This is a genomic window from Pseudomonas sp. RW409 (assembly GCF_003184125.1).
Taxonomy (GTDB): Bacteria; Pseudomonadota; Gammaproteobacteria; order Pseudomonadales; family Pseudomonadaceae; genus Aquipseudomonas; species Aquipseudomonas chlororaphis_I.
The window spans coordinates 1-18,032 of the sequence record NZ_QHHP01000034.1 but is presented as its reverse complement, the minus strand read 5'-3'; the positions used below and the strand labels follow the sequence as shown (position 1 = coordinate 18,032).

Below are 18,032 nucleotides of genomic sequence, written 5' to 3'. Positions count from 1 at the left end.
CGTCCCGGCTTCAGAACGACCGCACGATCCTGCCCAGGGTTTCCATGGCCTTTTCTGCCGCTTCGTTCCACGGGCTGCCGTAGTTGAGGCGGATGCAGTTTCGAAAGCGCTGGGTCGGCGAGAAGATCGGTCCCGGGGCGATGCTGATGCCCTGGGCCAGGGCCATCTGGAACAGCTTCAACGAATCCATCTGCGCCGGCAGTTCCAGCCACAGGAAGTAGCCGCCGGCCGGCTGGCTGACCCGGGTCTGCGCCGGGAAGTAGCGGGCGATGGCGGCGAGCATGGCGCTTTGCTGTTCTTCCAGGGCGTAGCGCAGCTTGCGCAGGTGGCGGTCGTAGCCGCCGTGTTGCAGGTAGTCGGCGATGGCCGCCTGGGCCGGCATCGAGGCGCACAGCGAGGTCATCAGTTTCAGCCGTTCGATCTTCTGCGCGTAACGCCCGGCGGCGACCCAGCCGATGCGATAACCCGGGGCCAGGCTCTTGGCGAACGAACCGCAATGCATCACCAGGCCCTCGGTGTCGAAGGCCTTGGCCGGTTTCGGCGCCTGCTGGCCGTAATACAGCTCGGCGTAGACGTCGTCCTCGATCAGCGGCACCTGATGGCTGCGCAGCAACTCCACCAGCTCCTGTTTCTTCGCCTCGGGCATGGTCGCGCCCATGGGGTTCTGGAAGCTGGTCATGCACCAGCAGGCCTTGATCGGATGCCGTTCCAGGGTCTGCGCCAGCACCCCGAGATCGATGCCGTCCCGCGGGTGCACGGGGATTTCCACCGCCTTGAGTTTCAGGCGCTCCAGCACTTGCAGGCTGGCGTAGAAGGCCGGGGCTTCGATGGCCACCAGGTCGCCGGGTTCGGTCACTGCCTGCAGGCACAGGTTCAGGGCTTCCAGGGCGCCGTTGGTGATCAGCAGTTCTTCCATGGGCAGCATCAGCCCACCGACCATGTAGCGCAGGGCGATCTGCCGGCGCAGCTGCGGGTTGCCCGGCGACATGTCGGTGACCACCACGCGCGGGTCCATCTCGCGGCTGGCGCTGGCCAGGGAGCGCGACAGGCGTTGCAGCGGGAACAGGGTCGGGCTGGGAAAGGCCGAACCGAACGGCACGGTGGTCGGGTCCTTGATCGAGTCCAGCACCGAGAACACCAGTTCGCTGACATCGACTTCGGTGGACTCGTTGACCTGGCTGCTGATCACCGGCTCCGAGAACGGGCTGGGCGCATGGGTGTTGACGAAGTAGCCGGAGCGCGGCCGGGCGCGGATCAGGCCGCGGCGTTCCAGCAGGTAATAGGCCTGGAACACCGTGGACGGGCTGACCCCATAGGTCTGGCTGGCATAACGCACCGAAGGTACGCGCTGGCCGGGGCCGAGCACCCCGGAGCGGATCAGTTCTGCGATGTCGTCGGCGAATTTTTCGTAGCGTTTCATGGGGCGGCTCGGGTTGGGGGCTGCGGTGGCTGAGGGATTTATCGCGAGCAAGCTCGCTCCTACGGGGGCCCGGGTAGGAGCGAGCTTGCTCGCGATAGCCGCAAAGCGGCGCCCAGTCTAAGGGATCAACGGTTCAAGGGCGCAACAAACCGGCTCTTGGCCACGCTGTAGATCTCTGGCTGGTCGGCGTCGACCACCTTGAAACTCAGCTCCTGGGAACTGCTCTGCGGCTTGTCGGCGATCATCGCCACCGACACCGGCAGGTCGACGATCTCGCCCGCGGCCAGGCTGATTTCACTCTTGCCCTGCAGCTGGAAGCCGTCGCCGTCCACCAGTTGCAGGCGGTAATCCTGGCGTTGCTGGGTCTTGTTGATGATTTTCAGGCTGTAGATGTTCTCGATCTGGCCCAGGCTGTTTTCGCGGAACAGGCCCCGGTCCTTGCTGACGTCCAGCGACACCATCGGCCGCTCCACCAGCGCCAGGGCCAGGGCGCCGATCATCACCAGCAGCACCGCGCTGTAGCCGATCAGGCGCGGGCGCAGCAGGTGGGTCTTGCCACCTTGCAGCTGGTGCTCCGAGGTGTAGCTGATCAGGCCCCGGGCATAGCCCATCTTGTCCATGATCGAGTCGCAGGCGTCGATGCAGGCGGCGCAACCGATGCATTCCATCTGCAGGCCGTCGCGGATGTCGATGCCGGTCGGGCAGACCTGCACGCACAGCTGGCAGTCGATGCAGTCGCCGAGGCCGATATCGGTCGGTTTCACGCCGCGTTTGCGCGGGCCGCGGATTTCGCCACGGGCCGGGTCGTAGGAGATGGTCAGGGTGTCCTTGTCGAACATCACGCTCTGGAACCGCGCATAAGGGCACATGTGCATGCACACCGCCTCGCGCAACCAGCCGGCGTTGAGGTAGGTGGCGCCGGTGAAGAACAGCACCCAGAACAGGCTGACGCCGCCGATCTGCAGGGTCAGCAACTCCTCGGCCAGCGGCCGGATCGGGGTGAAGTAACCGACGAAGGTCAGCCCGGTGAGCAGGCTGATGGCCAGCCACAGGGTGTGCTTGGCCGAACGGCGGATCAGCTTGTTCAGGTTCCAGGGCGCGGCTTGCAGCTTGATGCGCTGGTTGCGTTCACCCTCGGTGATTTTCTCGCACCACATGAACAGCCAGGTCCAGGAGCTCTGCGGGCAGGTGTAGCCACACCAGACGCGGCCGGCGAACACGGTGATGGCGAACAGGCCGAAGGCGCAGATGATCAGCAGGGCCGAGAGCAGGATGAAATCCTGCGGCCAGAAGGTGGCGCCGAAGATATGGAACTTGCTTTCCGCCAGGTCCCAGAGCACCGCCTGGCGGCCGCCCCAGTTCAGCCACACGGTGCCGAAGAACAACAGGAACAGGAACCCCGCGCCGCTCATGCGCAGGGTGCGGAACAAGCCGGTGAAGCTGCGGGTGTGGATCAGGTTGTCGCTGGATTTGGCCTTCGTCTTTGGGCGCGCAGGCTCGAATGTTTCTACTAATCGGACGGGGATTCTTTCGCTCATGGTCGTTCGCTCATCAGCCTCCATCAGGCCAATGAACTATGCCCAGCGATCTGTTTGCATAACAGACTCAGGTATCGCAATAAAAAGCAGATCAGATGACCGCGAAGGGCCGCCCTGCGACAACTTGCCATACCCGGCAAAGCGCCCGATATCGGGCGCCAGCAGCATCTGGCACAAGCCTGTGGCGGATACCGTGATGCAGATCAGTCAAATCACCGAATCACTGTCACTGGCGCGCAGATGGCGCCGGCCGTCGGTGGCGCCTGCTACGGTCAATGCGTCGGCTTCTGCTTCGGTGATGTAGATGCGTTGCCCTTCGAGGTCGACCGCCGGCGGATCGCACCTTTTGCCTGGCGTCGCTGTCCTCTCAATTAAGGAGGGCCGCCTCGCCAGGGGCGTCGCCCGCCCGCCAACAAGACGCCGAACGGAAAAGGACCTGCGCATGAACGCCTGGTGGAATGAAGTCTGGGTCACCCTGCAAGCCGAGTTCGCCGACATCGGCGATGCCCGGCAACTCACCCAGATCACCGTACGCCTGCTGATCGCCGCGCTGCTGGGCGGCATTCTCGGTTTCGAGCGCGAGCACAAGGGCAAGGCCGCCGGGGTGCGCACCCATATGCTGGTGGCATTGGGGGCGGCGCTGTTCGTGCTGGTGCCGCAGATGTCCGGCTCCCAGGCCGATGCCATGAGCCGGGTGGTGCAGGGGGTGATCGCCGGTATCGGCTTTCTCGGCGCGGGCACCATTCTCAAGGGCAAGCAGGACGAGGAAGGGCACGTCAAGGGCCTGACCACCGCGGCCGGGCTATGGATGACCGCGGCGATCGGCGTCTCGGTGGGCGTTGGCCGCGAATCCACGGCGGTGCTCAGCACCTTGCTGGCGCTGGCGGTCTTCAGCGTGATGCCCTGGATAGTGCGCAAGCTGGAAGGCGACGATGAACCGCCCGAAGGAACGCCCTGAAGCGTTGTGGACACGCTCGCCGCCAGCAACGAAGGGATGCCCGCGACGGGGTGGCGACGGCAGCGACGGGCAACCGATTGTCTACGCTTGTCATGGTTTGGGCGTAATGCTGTGACCGCAAGCGATGACCGGCGCCGGATCGCTCGGCGGCTCCTCCTTGGGCGGCGGGGTCGTTTCCGGTGGATCTTCTTCGGGTACCGGTTGCGGCCCTGTTGGAGGCACGATCGGCGGCAAGGTCGGGCGATCGATGTTCGGATCGGGTGTTTCCTCAGGGATCGGGATACTCATCGGCATGGCCTCCTTTGTGCTTGGTTTTGCACAGTCGCCCAAGGTGGACCCTCGACCCGGTGATTCGATTCCCGGCGCGAAGGGAGGCAAATCCGGGTGAACTTTTCCGGCCCTGGTGTCTCGGAACCTAAGTGCTTCGCTGATCCGCGCGGGACGTTGCCGACACCGAGGGCCGATCTCAAAAGATGGCGCCGCGCCGGAATAGACCAGCAACAGAGCGTCCATGGGGCGTAAGGAGTGATGCTCGATGACTGCCGAGAAAAGACCGACTGAACTGCAATACAACCCGAACCTGCCGCTGTCGCAGGCCTTGTTGCTGCCACGTATCGTCATCGAGAACACCCGGCCGCTGATCGACGGTGGCCAGTTCGCGGTCAAGGCGGTGGTGGGGCAGGTGGTGAAGGTCAGCAGCAAGGTGTTCGCCGATGGCCACGACAAGCTGGCCGTGCGCATCCGCTGGTGCGCCGAGAACGACAGCCACTGGCACAGCGAAACCATGGAAGACCTCGGCAACAATAGCTGGGAAGGCCAGTTCACAGTGCCCAGCCAGGGCCGCTACCTGTATTGCATCGAGGCCTGGATCGATCAGTTCGCCAGCTTCTGCTACGACCTGCAGAAGAAACACCAGGCCGGCATCGCCGTCAGCCTCGAATTGCAGGAGGGCCGCAGCCACGTGTTGCAGGCCGCCGAGCGCAGCGAAGGGCCGCTGCGCGAGCAGTTGCTGGCGCTGCACCATGAACTGGCGACGCTGCTGGAAGCCGAGCAGGTGGCGCTGTTCCTGCACGAACGCAGTGCACAACTGATGGCCGAGGCCGACTACCGCCCGTACCTGAGCCTGAGCCCGGAATACCCGCTGGACGTGGAACGCGAGCGCGCGCAGTTCGCCAGCTGGTACGAGCTGTTTCCCCGCTCGATCACCGACGATCCGGCCCGACACGGCACGTTCAATGATGTGCACTCGCGCCTGGCGATGATCCATGACATGGGTTTCGACGTGCTGTACTTCCCGCCGATCCATCCCATCGGCCGCAGCTTCCGCAAGGGCCGCAACAACTCGCTGACCGCCGGCCCCGACGAGCCGGGCAGCCCCTATGCGATCGGTGGCGAAGAGGGCGGCCACGAGGCGATCCACCCGCAGCTCGGCAGCCGCGAGGATTTCCGCCGCCTGGTGGCGGCCGCCGCCGAGCACGGCCTGGAGGTCGCCCTGGATTTCGCCATCCAGTGTTCCCAGGACCACCCCTGGCTCAAGCAACATCCGGGCTGGTTCAACTGGCGCCCGGACGGCAGCATCAAATATGCCGAGAACCCGCCGAAGAAATACCAGGACATCGTCAACGTCGACTTCTATGCCATCGAGGCCATCCCCAGCCTGTGGCTGGAGCTGCGCGACATCGTGGTCGGCTGGGTCGAGGAGGGGGTGAAGATCTTTCGCGTGGACAACCCGCACACCAAGCCGCTGCCGTTCTGGCAGTGGCTGATCGCCGATGTGCGGGCGCGGTACCCGGAGGTGATCTTCCTCGCCGAGGCCTTCACCACGCCGGCGATGATGGCGCGCCTGGGCAAGGTCGGTTATTCCCAGAGCTACACCTACTTCACCTGGCGCAATACCAAGAGCGAACTGGCGACTTACTTCACCGAACTGAACCAGTCGCCGTGGCGCGAGTGCTACCGGCCGAACTTTTTCGTCAACACGCCGGACATCAACCCGTTCTTTCTCCATGACTCGGGGCGCCCGGGGTTTCTCATCCGCGCCGCGCTGGCCACCATGGGCTCGGGCCTGTGGGGCATGTACTCGGGGTTCGAGCTGTGCGAGTCGGCGCCGGTTCCGGGGCGCGAGGAATACCTCGACTCGGAGAAGTACGAGATCCGCCCCCGGGATTTCAGCGCTCCGGGCAACATCATTGCCGAGATCGCCCAGCTCAACCGCATCCGCCGGCAGAACCCGGCGCTGCATACCCACCTGGGCCTGCAGGTCTACAACGCCTGGAACGACAACATCCTGTATTTCGGCAAGCGTACCGCCGACCTCAGCAACTTCATCCTGGTGGCGGTCAGCCTCGACCCGTTCAACGCCCAGGAGGCGCATTTCGAATTGCCGCTGTGGGAGCTGGGCCTGCCCGACGATGCGCAAACCCAGGGCGAGGACCTGATGAACGGCCATCGCTGGACCTGGTACGGCAAGACCCAGTTCATGCGGATCGAACCCTGGCAGCAACCGTTCGGCATCTGGCGTATCAGCGTTGCTTGACGCGATCGGTGTAGCCGCTGCCGCAGGCTGCGATCGGCCCGGAACGGGACGCGCTCTTGGGGCCGTCGAAGGCCCTGCGGGCCTTATCGCAGCCTCGTGGGGCTCGGCAGCGGCTACAGCGCGATCGGTGTAGCCGCTGCCGCAGGCTGCGATCGGCCCGGAACGGGACGCGCTCTTGAGGCCGTCGAAGGCCCTGCGGGCCTTATCGCAGCCTCGCGGGCTCGGCAGCGGCTACAGGGCAGTGACACAGCCACGGACCAATGAATTTTTCAGGAGTTACCCATGGCGAAGAAAACCAGGTCAGCCACCTTCATCAAGGACCCGCTCTGGTACAAGGACGCGGTGATCTATCAGGTTCACGTCAAATCCTATTTCGACTCCAACAACGACGGGATCGGCGACTTTCCCGGGTTGATCGCCAAGCTCGACTACATCGCCGACCTGGGTGTGAACACCATCTGGCTGCTGCCGTTCTACCCCTCGCCGCGCCGCGACGACGGCTACGACATCGCCGAATACCGCGGCGTCAGTCCCGACTACGGGACCCTGGCCGATGCCCGGCGGTTTATCGCCGAGGCCCACAAGCGCGGGCTGCGGGTGATCACCGAGCTGGTCATCAACCACACCTCGGACCAGCACCCCTGGTTCCAGCGGGCGCGCAAGGCCAAGGCCGGCTCCAAGGCGCGGGATTTCTATGTGTGGTCCGATGACGATCAGAAGTACGACGGCACGCGGATCATCTTTCTCGACACCGAAAAATCCAACTGGACCTGGGACCCGGTGGCCGGCCAGTACTTCTGGCACCGCTTCTATTCCCACCAGCCGGACCTCAACTTCGACAACCCGCAGGTGATGAAGGCGGTGCTGTCGGTGATGCGCTACTGGCTGGACATGGGCATCGACGGCCTGCGCCTGGACGCCATTCCCTACCTGATCGAGCGCGACGGCACCCACAACGAGAACCTGCCCGAGACCCATGATGTGCTCAAGCAGATCCGCGCCGAGATCGATGCCAACTACCCGGACCGCATGCTGCTGGCCGAGGCCAACCAGTGGCCGGAAGACACCCAATTGTATTTTGGCGATGTGAAGGGTAACGACGGCGACGAATGCCACATGGCCTTCCACTTCCCGCTGATGCCGCGCATGTACATGGCGCTGGCCCAGGAAGACCGCTTCCCGATCACCGACATCCTGCGCCAGACCCCGGAGATTCCCGCCAACTGCCAATGGGCGATTTTCCTGCGCAACCACGATGAGCTGACCCTGGAGATGGTCACCGACCGCGAGCGCGACTACCTGTGGAACTACTACGCCGCCGACCGCCGCGCGCGGATCAACCTGGGGATTCGCCGGCGCCTGGCGCCGCTGATGGAGCGCGACCGGCGCCGGGTCGAGCTGCTCAACAGCCTGCTGCTGTCGATGCCCGGCACGCCGACCCTGTATTACGGCGACGAGATCGGCATGGGCGACAACATCTACCTGGGCGACCGCGATGGCGTGCGCACGCCGATGCAATGGTCGATCGACCGCAACGGCGGCTTCTCCCGGGCCGACCCGGCGAGCCTGGTGTTGCCGCCGATCATGGACCCGCTGTACGGCTACCAGTCGGTGAATGTCGAGACCCAGGCCGGCGACCCGCATTCGCTGCTCAACTGGACCCGGCGCATGCTGGCGATCCGCAAACAGTCCAAGGCCTTCGGCCGCGGCAGCCTGAAGATGCTGTCGCCGAGCAACCGCCGGATCCTCGCCTACACCCGCGAATACACCGGGCCCGACGGCAAGCACGAAATCATCCTCTGCGTGGCCAACGTCTCGCGCAGCGCCCAGGCGGCGGAGCTGGACCTGTCGGCGTTCGCCGGCATGGTGCCGGTGGAGATGCTCGGCGGGAACGCCTTCCCACCGATCGGCCAGCTGAATTTCCTCCTGACCCTGGCACCCTACGGTTTCTACTGGTTCGTCCTGGCGGCGGAAAACCAGATGCCGAGCTGGCATGTGGAACCGGCCCAGAGCATGCCGGACTTCACCACCCTGGTGCTGAAAAAGCGTCTCGAGGAATTGCTCGAAGCGCCGTCGCGCACCACTCTGGAGCAGAGTTCGCTGCCGACCTGGCTGCCCAAGCGCCGCTGGTTCGCCGGCAAGGACAGCGCCATCGAGCAGGTGCACATCGCCTACGGCGTGCGCTTCGGCGATCCGCAGCATCCGGTGTTGCTCAGCGAGCTGGAGGTCAGCGGCGGCGGCCAGAGCGGGCGCTACCAACTGCCGTTCGGCCTGCTCGGCGAAGAGCAGATCGGCGCCGCGCTGCCGCAGCAACTGGCCTTGGCCCGGGTTCGCCGGGGACGCCAGGTGGGGCTGATCACCGACGCCTTCGCCCTGGAAAGTTTTGTGCACAATGTCCTGCAGGCGATCCAGACGCACACCGTGCTGCCCTGTGGCGAGGGCGAGATCCGCTTCGAGGCCACGCAGCAACTGGCCGCGCTCGGCCTGGGCGCGGACTCCGAGGTGCGCTACCTGTCCGCCGAGCAGTCCAACAGCTCGGTGGTGATCGGTGGCAGCCTGGTGCTCAAGCTGATCCGCAAGGTGGCCAGTGGCGTGCACCCGGAACTGGAGATGGGCGCCTACCTGACCGCCGCCGGCTTCCAGCACATTTCACCCTTGCTCGGATCGGTGATTCGTCGGGACGGGCAGGGCGACAGCCTGTTGATGATCGCCCAGGGCTACCTGAGCAATCAGGGCGACGCCTGGGAGTGGACCCAGAACAACCTGGAGCGGGCGATCCGCGACGAACTGGCCGACGCCATGTCCGAGCAGGACCAGCATTACAACGCCCTGGGCGAGCTGCGCGACTTTGCCGGCATGCTCGGCCAGCGCCTGGGGGAAATGCACCAGATCCTCGCGGCGCCGACCGCCAACCCGGACTTTCGCGCGCAGCCGAGCACGGACAAGGATGCCCAGGCCTGGGCCAGGCAGATCGGCGCGCAGCTGGAACGCGCCTTGCACTTGCTCCAGCAGCATCACGCCGAGCTGACGGCCGAGGATCAACAGCGCGTGGCGTCATGGACCCGACACAAGCAGGCGATCCTGGCGCATATCCAGGGCCTGGCGAAACAGGCGGTCGGCGGCTTGCGCATGCGCGTCCACGGCGACCTGCACCTGGGCCAGGTGCTGGTGATCAAGGGCGATGCCTACCTGATCGATTTCGAGGGCGAACCGGCGCGGCCGCTGGACGAGCGCCGGGGCAAGCACAGCCCGTACAAGGACGTCAGCGGCGTGCTGCGCTCCTTCGACTATGCCGCGGCGCTGGCCCTCAGCGGCCAGAGCCTCGACGCTTCGGCTCACACCCTGGCGGCCCGGCAGCGGGTTGCCGAGCGTTATCTGCACGAAGCCCGCGAGTCGTTTGTCCAGGCGTACCGGCTGGCGGCAGCTAGTCTTGCTCATGCCTGGCAGGACAAAAACGGGGAGGACGCCGCGCTGGCCTTGTTCAGCCTGGAAAAAGCAGCCTACGAAGTGGTGTATGAAGCGGAAAACCGTCCTGCCTGGCTCGCGGTACCGCTGCGCGGGCTGCAGGCGCTGCTGAGTGATATGAAGGTTGAGTGATGTGAAACCCTTTTCCGATACAAAAAGTGGTGGAGAGCAGTCATGAGTTTCTCGAACAAGGAACAGGGTGAGGTCAAACAGGCAATGCCCGGCGCCCGGGATGTCGAGGCGCTGGTGCGTGCCGAGCACCAGGATCCCTTTGCCGTACTCGGCCCCCATGGCGACGACGCCGGTGGCCAATTCATTCGTGCCTTCCTGCCGGGCGCCCTGAGTGTGCAGGTGCTGGCCCGCGATGGCACTACCGTGCTGGGTAGCCTGGAGGGCACCGAGGTGCCGGGGCTGTTCGTCGGGCATTTTGCCCAGGCCCAGCCCTATCTGCTGCGCACCCAATGGGCCGGTGGCGAGCACATCGGCGAAGACCCTTACAGCTTCGGCCCGTTGCTGGGAGAGATGGACCTGTACCTGTTCGCCGAGGGCAACCACCGCGACCTCAGTAGCTGCCTCGGCGCGCAGCTGAAAACCGTGGATGGCGTCGACGGCGTGCGTTTCGCGGTCTGGGCGCCGAATGCCCGGCGGGTCTCGGTGGTCGGCGACTTCAACGTCTGGGACGGGCGGCGGCACCCGATGCGCCTGCGCCATCCGTCCGGGGTCTGGGAGCTGTTCATCCCACGCCTGGGGCCGGGCGAAGCCTACAAATATGAAATCCTCGGCGCCCACGGCATCCTGCCGCTGAAATCCGACCCGGTGGCGCTGGCCACCCAGCTGCCGCCGGACACCGCCTCGAAAGTCGCCAGCCCGCTGAGCATCGACTGGCAGGACCTCGACTGGATGCAGGCCCGGGGCGAGCGCCAGCGCGCGGACGCACCCCTGTCGATCTACGAGCTGCATGCCGGCTCCTGGCAATGCGAGGTGGACGATCTGGGCGAGGTGGCGCGCCAGTACGACTGGCACGAACTGGCCGAGCGCCTGATCCCTTACGTGCAGAACCTGGGGTTCACCCATATCGAGCTGATGCCGATCATGGAGCATCCCTTTGGCGGCTCCTGGGGTTACCAGCCGCTGTCGCAGTTTGCCCCCAGCGCCCGCTACGGCAGCGCCGACGACTTCGCGGCGTTCGTCAACGCCTGCCACCTGGCGGGCATCGGCGTGATCCTCGACTGGGTGCCGGCGCACTTTCCCACCGACGCCCACGGCCTGGCGCAGTTCGACGGCACCGCACTGTACGAATACGGCAACCCGCTGGAAGGTTTCCACCAGGACTGGGACACCTTGATCTACAACCTGGGGCGCACCGAGGTCCACGGTTTCATGCTGGCGTCGGCGCTGCACTGGCTCAAGCATTTCCATGTCGACGGCCTGCGGGTGGATGCCGTGGCCTCGATGCTCTACCGCGACTATTCGCGCAACGCCGGGGAGTGGGTGCCCAATCGCCACGGCGGGCGCGAGAACCTCGAAGCCATTGATTTCCTCCGTCACCTGAATGACGTGGTGTCCCTCGAGGCACCGGGAGCCCTGGTGATCGCCGAGGAGTCCACGGCCTGGCCCGGCGTCAGCCAGAGCACCCAGCAGGGCGGCCTGGGTTTCGCCTATAAATGGAACATGGGCTGGATGCACGACTCGCTGCACTACATCCAGCAGGACCCGGTGTACCGCGCCCATCACCACAACGAGCTGAGTTTCGGCCTGGTGTATGCCTGGTCCGAGCGCTTCATCCTGCCGATCTCCCACGACGAAGTGGTGCACGGCAAACACTCGCTGATCGACAAGATGCCCGGCGATCGCTGGCAGAAGTTCGCCAACCTGCGGGCCTACCTGAGCTTCATGTGGACCCACCCGGGCAAGAAGCTGCTGTTCATGGGCTGCGAGTTCGGCCAGTGGCGCGAGTGGAACCACGATCAGCAACTGGACTGGTACCTGTTGCAATACCCCGAGCACCGTGGCGTGCAGAAACTGGTGGGCGACCTCAACCGGCTGTACCGCGAGCATCCGGCGCTGCACGACCAGGACGACGCGCCCCAGGGCTTCCAGTGGCTGATCGGCGACGACGCGATCAACAGCGTCTACGCCTGGTTGCGCTGGAGCAAAGAGGGCAAGCCGCTGCTGGTGGTGGCCAACTTCACCCCGGTGCCGCGCCAGGCCTACCGGGTCGGCGTGCCGTTCGCCGGGCGCTGGGGCGAGTTGCTCAACAGCGACTCCGACACCTACGCCGGCTCCAACTATGGCAACGGTGGCGGGGCCTTCACCGAGGATGAGCCGAGCCACGGCCAGGCGTTGTCGCTGGTGTTGAACCTGCCGCCGCTGGCGGTGCTGATCCTGCAGCCCGAGGGCTGACCGCTGCGCGCAGCGGATCGCGAGCAAGCTCGCTCCTACAAGGGCGGTATATATCCTGTAGGAGCGAGCTTGCTCGCGATGACATCCGCCCATACACCATCAGGTTGTCCCTGAACATCCAATCCTCGTAGCCGCTGCCGCAGGCTGCGATCGGGCTCGCAGAGCCCGCAACCCGGACAACGCGTATTGCCGACGCCTCCTTTGCCTCGGCTGCGCCGCCGATCGCAACCTGCGGCAGCGGCTACGCAGGTTTTTACCAGCGCATCCGCACACCCAGGCTGCCGATCAGCCCGTTGAGGTCGTTGTCGTCCACGTCGCTGCTGTAGTCGGCGCTCACATACAGGCTGACGACGGGGGTAATCCTGGCCACCAGGCCCAGGCCGACTTCAACTGTGGAGGACTTGTGGCTGCTGCTGATCTTGTCGACCTTGTCCAGGGTCAGCACATCGCCGCTGTACACCGTGTGCCACAAGCTGGTGCGCACATAGGGTTCCAGCGAGTGCCCGGCGATGTCATAACGACCTTGCAAATGGGCCCCGACGCGGCCGCTCCAGGCGTTCAGGTTGCCGGCGGAGCGGGTGCTGCTGTCGGCATTCGGGTTGTCCAGGCTGACGCGCTGGTTGATCAATTGCGCCTGGGGTTCGACCACCCAGTTGTCGCTGATACCGATGGGAATCCCGCCTTGCACCGACAGGGTCACCGCGCTGCCTTCGGCGGCTTGCCGCTGGCCTTGCTCGGTGCGGCTGAAGCCGCTGACCCGGGCGCCGCTGGCCGACAGGTCGACGTGCCAGCCCTGCGGGCCGGTCAGGCTCCAGAACGCGCCAAGACTTTGACCCTGGACACTGAAACTGTCGTTACGCGGGTCGCTGAAACCGCCGGGCATTCCCTGGCTGTTGGCCTGGAACTGGCTCTGGCCGCCCAACAGGCCGATGCGCTGGGTATGCCCGCTGCTGCTTTCCAGGGTGTAGAGCACCGAGCCGCCGGGCGTACCGTTGATGCTGCTGGCAAAACGCGAACCGAGATAGCCGACTTCGGTCTGCCGCGCCGCGGGCCCGTACGACGGGTCCCAGACCTGCGGGCTGCCTTGCACGATGCCCAGGCTGTTGCCCATGGGCTGGCTGGCCGGCATGGGCGTCGCGGATGTCGCGGATGTCGCGGGTGTCAACAGGCGGTTCAGGAGCAGGTCCTGGCGATACCAGAGCTGCGCCTCATCCTCGGCAGGGGATGCTTGTACCTCCATGGAAGAACACAGCAATACCGAAGCGGAAACTGTGCACAGAATGATCTTGATCTCTTGTGGGGTGAGTGAAGTTTTCATGGAGGGCTACCTTGCAATCGCATGCCGTGTCTCGCCGTGGCGTCTCTCCTACCCCGAATGAGGGGCGACCGAGTTCGTTGAGGCAAGGCTCGGCGACCCGCTCTAGAGCAGGTATCCGAGGCTTGCCCCTGGTTGTATTTCCGGGGGTAGTAAGCTGTAGCTAAGGAGACGACAGGGCAGCCGTCAAGAAAATGACCGACCAGCGGCGTAGGAGATTTAGGCGCTGTAACCGACTGAAAAAAAGCGTTTCTCTAAGTTCTTGTTTGCGCGGAAAAACGTCAAGAAAGGCGAGAGAAAGCGATTTTCGGTAGCCCGCTACCGACTCGCCCGTGTGCGCGAGTCGGTCATTTTCCTGTGCCAGGGACGGTGTCAGCCCTTGGCCAGCTCGCTGGCCGCTTCGTCGATCAGCCCGGCGACCTCGCTGGCCTGGGAGGCGAGGGAGGCGTGACTGGCGGCCAGGCTGATGATTTTTTTCGCCCCCAGGCGCGCGGCCATGCGCTGCTGGTTTTGCGGGGCGATCATCCGGTCCTCGGTGGAAATCTGGTACCAGGACGGCTTGTGCTTCCAGGCGGGGGTGCCGATGGGGTCGCCGAAGGTGCTGGCCAGCGGCGCCTTCTGGGTCAGGCCCATGACCAGCCCGTCCTGCTCCGGCAGGTCCTGGCAGAAGCTTTCATGGAACAGCTCCGGCTGGACCCAGAGGTAACCGTCGCTGTCGGGTTGCAGGTTCGCCGCGGCCACCGGCGGATGCTGCTGGGTGATGCTGCCCGGGCTTTCGCCGGCGTCGGGGGCGAAGGCGGCGATGTACACCAGGCCCGCGACATTCGGTGCCAGGCCGGCCTCGGTGATCACCGCGCCGCCATAGGAATGCCCGACCAGCAGCACCGGGTCTTGCTGCTGGGCCACCAGCTTGCGGGTGCGCTCGACGTCGTCGGCCAGCGAGGTCAGCGGCAGCTCCACCGCGCGAATCCGCGTGTAGCCCCGTTGCAACAGCTCGACAATGACCTTGTTCCAGTGGGCGGCACCGCCCCAGAAACCATGGACCAGCACAATCACGGGTTTGTCACTCATGGGATGACTCCTTGGTAAACACACCAGACAGCGCCCCGACGCTGTGGGCAGCGTCGGAATGAGAGTGGTCGAGTATTGGTGACAATCGCCGGCGGTGCACGGCGAATGTTCGAGCGGATATTCAGAGGTGCACTTCGACCGCCAGCGGCAGGTGATCCGACAGATGAGTCCAGGGCTTGTGCCCGAGGATCTTCGGCGCGTGGCTGCTGGCATTGCGCAGGTAGATGCGGTCCAGGCGCAGCAGCGGCCAGCGTGCCGGGTAGGTCTTGGCCGGGCTGCCATGGTGGCGTTCGAAGGCTTCGTGCAGGTCGTTGCGACGGGCGAGGGTGGCGTTGCCATGCAACTGCCAGTCGTTGAAGTCGCCGGCGATGATCACCGGCGCATCGTCCGGCAGCGACTCGAGCAACTGGCACAACAGCGCCAGCTGCAGCTGGCGATGACTTTCCAGCAGGCTCAGGTGCACGCAGATCGCGTGCACTTCGGCATGCCCCGGTACATCCAGCACGCAATGCAACAGCCCGCGGCGCTCGGGGCCGGTGATCGAGACATCGAGGTTGCGGTACTGGCGGATCGGGTATTTCGACAGCAGGGCGTTGCCGTGATGGCCGTCGGGATAGACCGCGTTGCGCCCATAGGCGAAGTCGCTCCACATGCTGTCGGCGAGAAACTCGTATTGCGACTGCTGGGGCCAGTTGCTGTAGCGGTTGGCGTGGCGATCGTGCTCGCCCAGCACTTCCTGGAGAAACACCAGGTCGGCCTGGGTGCTGCGGACCGCGTCACGCAGCTCCGGGAGAATGAAACGGCGGTTCAGGGCGGTGAAGCCCTTGTGGGTATTGACGGTCAGGATGCGCAGGCGATGGATCGCCGGGGTTTCGTCTGGCGCTGCCGACGTGACCGGGCGCCTGGTTGAATCGGTGCTCACGCTCACTCCTCGTAATCAGGGCGGTTACTCATGCGACTGACACTTTGCCGGTCAGTTCAGGTTTTTCCCCGGTCTGCCTGCAGCGGGCAGCCCTACATGAAAATGATTTCGTAGGACTGGCGCAGCCGCTCCAGCACCACCGGCGTCAGCGTCGGGGCCAGGCCGATGCCCGGGTCGCCCTGCAACTGGCTGGCATAGGCATGCGCCGCATGGCGCTTGCGGGCCACGGTCCAGGTGTCGAGGCGCAGCTTGCGGGCGCGGTGCCAGGGCAGCAGGTGCTCATCGCGCGCCGGCCAGTGCCAGGCCCATACCGGCACTTCGTGGAATGCCACGCCGGCCTGGGCCGCGGCCTTGGCGCTGGCCCGGCCGACGGCGTCGTGGTCGTCGTTGCCGTCTTCGCGCCAGGTGCTGAACACCACGTCATCGGGGCGCAGGTAGCGGCCGATGAACTGGCTCAGCTGGTGCTCGCGTTCCTGCAGGCCGCTGTCGGCAAAACCGCCGCGAATCCACTGCAGGCTGTGCAGGGGCAAGCCCAGGCGGCGCAGGGCCTCGACACTTTCCTGGGGGCGGAACACGCTCAGGCGCCGCTCGGACCACAGGTCGGAGCCGGGGTGGCTGGCGCTGCCGTCGGTGACGGAAATCAGTTGCAGCGGATGGCCGTGGTGGGCCAGTACCTGCAGCAGGCCGCCGCAGGTCAGCACTTCGTCGCCGGGGTGCGGGGCGATGACCACCGCGCGAAAGCCGGGCGGCACCAGGCTGGCAAGGTTGATGGGGGGGACGTCGAGCAGTTGGCGGGCGCCGTTCCAGACCTGCTCCGGCCAGTTGTCGCTCAGGGGTATGGATCTCATGGGTGTCACATCCTTGTTCCGGGGCAGTCGGCGTGCGGTGATGAACCGGGCCGCTTGGGTTCGCACCCGGCGTCGGTTCGGGTGCCGGCGCTCCATACCTTGGATTGCCGTCCTGCAAGAGTGATCAATCATACACAGCCGTTGGCCGCCGTCGCAGGGGCCAGCGGTTTTTTTTCCAGAGGCTGAAGATAGTCGGGGGGATATGCGGTTGGCACGGGTGTTCAGGCAAAGAGTGCAGAGTGGGCGACTGTAGGAGGTAGGGCATAACCGTCCCGATTTTGTAAGTAGGTAAGTTCGGGAGATGTAGGAATCGTCTGATTTTCTGTTCTTTATCGTGATTGGAGTTGGCCGGTATTGAGTTTCGGGAGAGGCGTCCCCCACTATTCAGCCCTTGCTTATTCAATGGATGGATTTCACGGCATGCTGGATGCTAACGCTACCCATATTTCCCTGACGATCGAAGGCGCCTCGGTCGACCTTCAGGTCCTCAGTTTCGTTGGCCGCGAAGCCCTCAATCAGCCCTTCTGCTTCGATATCGAACTGGTCAGCGCGCGTCCCGACCTCAAGCTCGAGGAGCTGCTGCACAAGCCGGCCTGCCTGACCTTTGGCGGCTTAGGCAAAGGCAGTGGCAAAGGCCTGATCCATGGCCTGGTGTGCCGCATCGCCCAGGGTGATTCCGGGCGCAAGCTGACCCGCTACAGCATCAGCCTGACCCCGCAGCTCAACTACCTGCGCCACAGCTTCAACCAGAAGATCTACCAGCATCTGAGCGTGCCGAAGATCATCGCCCAGGTCCTCGAGGCCCGCGGCATCCTGGCCGACGCCTACAGTTTCCAGCTCGGCGCCACCTACCCGGAACGGGTCTACTGCACCCAGTACGACGAGTCCGACCTGCACTTCATCCAGCGCCTGTGCGAAGAAGAAGGCATTCACTTCCACTTCCAGCACTCGGCCAGCGGCCACAAGCTGGTGTTCGGCGACAACCAGACGGTGTTCCGCAAACTGGCGGCGGTGAACTACCAGCAAGACTCCGGCATGGCCGCCGAACAGCCGGTGATCAAGCGCTTCAACCTGCGCCTGGAAACCCGTACCAGCCGCGTCAGCCGCCGCGATTACGACTTCGAGAAACCACGCCTGCTGCCCGAAGGCGCGGCCAAATCCGGGGTCATGCCGGACCTGGAAGACTACGACTACCCCGGCCTGTTCACCCAGCAGGCCCGCGGCAAGCAACTGGCGACCCGCGCCCTGGAACGCCACCGCAGCGACTACCAGCTGGCCGAAGGCAAAGGCGACGAGCCGAGCCTGGTCAGCGGCCACTTCCTGACCCTGGCCGAACACCCGCGCAGCGAATGGAACGACCTGTGGCTGCTGCTGGAAGTGATCCACGAGGGCAAGCAGCCGCAGGTGCTGGGCGAGAACATCACCAGCGACGTCACCAGCAATAAGGACGACTTCCACCAGGGCTACCGCAACCGCTTCCTCGCCACGCCCTGGGACGCCCACTACCGCCCGCCGCTGGAACACCCGAAACCCAAGTCCCTGGGCAGCCAGACCGC

General features: G+C 64.9%; 12 protein-coding genes and 1 pseudogene. 5 read left to right on the top strand and 8 right to left on the bottom strand.

From position 1 onward, the window contains the following. Positions 1 to 10 precede the first annotated feature (10 nt). The 3 genes and pseudogenes from mapR to DK261_RS16260 all read right to left on the bottom strand — a co-directional run. Positions 11 to 1,420, bottom strand: a complete 1,410-nt coding sequence (gene mapR, locus DK261_RS16270) for a GntR family transcriptional regulator MpaR (RefSeq protein WP_009048808.1) — start codon at positions 1,418 to 1,420, stop codon at positions 11 to 13. 125 nt (positions 1,421 to 1,545) lie between these two features. Further along, entirely contained in the window at positions 1,546 to 2,958 is a 1,413-nt protein-coding gene (gene ccoG / locus DK261_RS16265; RefSeq protein ID WP_016704739.1) for a cytochrome c oxidase accessory protein CcoG, read from the bottom strand. 207 nt (positions 2,959 to 3,165) lie between these two features. Next, a pseudogene (locus DK261_RS16260) lies at positions 3,166 to 3,288 on the bottom strand (DUF3203 family protein); the annotation flags it as partial. Positions 3,289 to 3,400: 112 nt separating this feature from the next. Here DK261_RS16260 and DK261_RS16255 point away from each other — a divergent pair. Beyond that, positions 3,401 to 3,916 carry an MgtC/SapB family protein gene (locus tag DK261_RS16255; RefSeq protein WP_110176001.1) on the top strand — a complete coding sequence of 172 codons (516 nt, stop codon included), beginning with the start codon at positions 3,401 to 3,403 and terminating at the stop codon, positions 3,914 to 3,916. Positions 3,917 to 4,006: 90 nt separating this feature from the next. Here DK261_RS16255 and DK261_RS16250 read toward each other — a convergent pair whose 3' ends face one another. Next, a complete protein-coding gene (locus tag DK261_RS16250; protein WP_110176000.1) occupies positions 4,007 to 4,204 on the bottom strand; it encodes a hypothetical protein in 198 nt (65 codons plus the stop codon). A gap of 247 nt (positions 4,205 to 4,451) precedes the next feature. On the opposite strand from DK261_RS16250, the gene DK261_RS16245 reads away from it, so the two are divergent. From DK261_RS16245 to glgB, 3 genes are all read left to right on the top strand, one after another. After that, positions 4,452 to 6,452 carry an alpha-1,4-glucan--maltose-1-phosphate maltosyltransferase gene (locus tag DK261_RS16245; RefSeq protein ID WP_028682417.1) on the top strand — a complete coding sequence of 667 codons (2,001 nt, stop codon included), beginning with the start codon at positions 4,452 to 4,454 and terminating at the stop codon, positions 6,450 to 6,452. A gap of 282 nt (positions 6,453 to 6,734) precedes the next feature. Then, positions 6,735 to 10,049, top strand: a complete 3,315-nt coding sequence (gene treS, locus DK261_RS16240) for a maltose alpha-D-glucosyltransferase (RefSeq protein WP_029527223.1) — start codon at positions 6,735 to 6,737, stop codon at positions 10,047 to 10,049. A 42-nt stretch (positions 10,050 to 10,091) separates the two neighbouring features. Next, on the top strand, positions 10,092 to 12,320 hold the full coding sequence (gene glgB, locus DK261_RS16235) for a 1,4-alpha-glucan branching protein GlgB (protein ID WP_038632164.1): 2,229 nt from the start codon (positions 10,092 to 10,094) through the stop codon (positions 12,318 to 12,320). 253 nt (positions 12,321 to 12,573) lie between these two features. Here glgB and DK261_RS16230 read toward each other — a convergent pair whose 3' ends face one another. The 4 genes from DK261_RS16230 to DK261_RS16215 all read right to left on the bottom strand — a co-directional run bounded on the left by DK261_RS16230 (position 12,574) and on the right by DK261_RS16215 (position 16,476). Then, the gene (locus DK261_RS16230) at positions 12,574 to 13,638 is read right to left on the bottom strand and encodes an autotransporter outer membrane beta-barrel domain-containing protein (protein ID WP_110175999.1); all 1,065 of its coding nucleotides are present in this window, start codon (positions 13,636 to 13,638) and stop codon (positions 12,574 to 12,576) included. A gap of 369 nt (positions 13,639 to 14,007) precedes the next feature. Beyond that, positions 14,008 to 14,706, bottom strand: coding sequence for an alpha/beta hydrolase (locus DK261_RS16225; RefSeq protein ID WP_110175998.1), 699 nt, complete (start codon positions 14,704 to 14,706; stop codon positions 14,008 to 14,010). Between the two features lie 121 nt (positions 14,707 to 14,827). After that, on the bottom strand, positions 14,828 to 15,628 hold the full coding sequence (locus DK261_RS16220) for an endonuclease/exonuclease/phosphatase family protein (RefSeq protein WP_016704743.1): 801 nt from the start codon (positions 15,626 to 15,628) through the stop codon (positions 14,828 to 14,830). A gap of 92 nt (positions 15,629 to 15,720) precedes the next feature. Then, positions 15,721 to 16,476: a PIG-L deacetylase family protein gene (locus tag DK261_RS16215; RefSeq protein WP_009048817.1), complete on the bottom strand. Its 756-nt coding sequence runs from the start codon at positions 16,474 to 16,476 to the stop codon at positions 15,721 to 15,723. A gap of 420 nt (positions 16,477 to 16,896) precedes the next feature. On the opposite strand from DK261_RS16215, the gene tssI reads away from it, so the two are divergent. Next, positions 16,897 to 18,032, top strand: a 1,136-nt coding sequence (tssI, locus tag DK261_RS16210; protein WP_146218537.1) for a type VI secretion system tip protein TssI/VgrG, incomplete at its 3' end; no start/stop codon positions are given.

Excerpts from the sequence above, each read along its gene's own strand:
- mapR (WP_009048808.1), bottom strand. The coding sequence starts at position 1,420 with ATGAAACGCTACGAAAAATTCGCCGACGACATCGCAGAACTGATCCGC.
- ccoG (WP_016704739.1), bottom strand. The coding sequence starts at position 2,958 with ATGAGCGAAAGAATCCCCGTCCGATTAGTAGAAACATTCGAGCCTGCG.
- DK261_RS16255 (WP_110176001.1), top strand. The coding sequence starts at position 3,401 with ATGAACGCCTGGTGGAATGAAGTCTGGGTCACCCTGCAAGCCGAGTTC.
- DK261_RS16250 (WP_110176000.1), bottom strand. The coding sequence starts at position 4,204 with ATGAGTATCCCGATCCCTGAGGAAACACCCGATCCGAACATCGATCGC.
- DK261_RS16245 (WP_028682417.1), top strand. The coding sequence starts at position 4,452 with ATGACTGCCGAGAAAAGACCGACTGAACTGCAATACAACCCGAACCTG.
- treS (WP_029527223.1), top strand. The coding sequence starts at position 6,735 with ATGGCGAAGAAAACCAGGTCAGCCACCTTCATCAAGGACCCGCTCTGG.
- glgB (WP_038632164.1), top strand. The coding sequence starts at position 10,092 with ATGAGTTTCTCGAACAAGGAACAGGGTGAGGTCAAACAGGCAATGCCC.
- DK261_RS16230 (WP_110175999.1), bottom strand. The coding sequence starts at position 13,638 with ATGAAAACTTCACTCACCCCACAAGAGATCAAGATCATTCTGTGCACA.
- DK261_RS16225 (WP_110175998.1), bottom strand. The coding sequence starts at position 14,706 with ATGAGTGACAAACCCGTGATTGTGCTGGTCCATGGTTTCTGGGGCGGT.
- DK261_RS16215 (WP_009048817.1), bottom strand. The coding sequence starts at position 16,476 with ATGAGATCCATACCCCTGAGCGACAACTGGCCGGAGCAGGTCTGGAAC.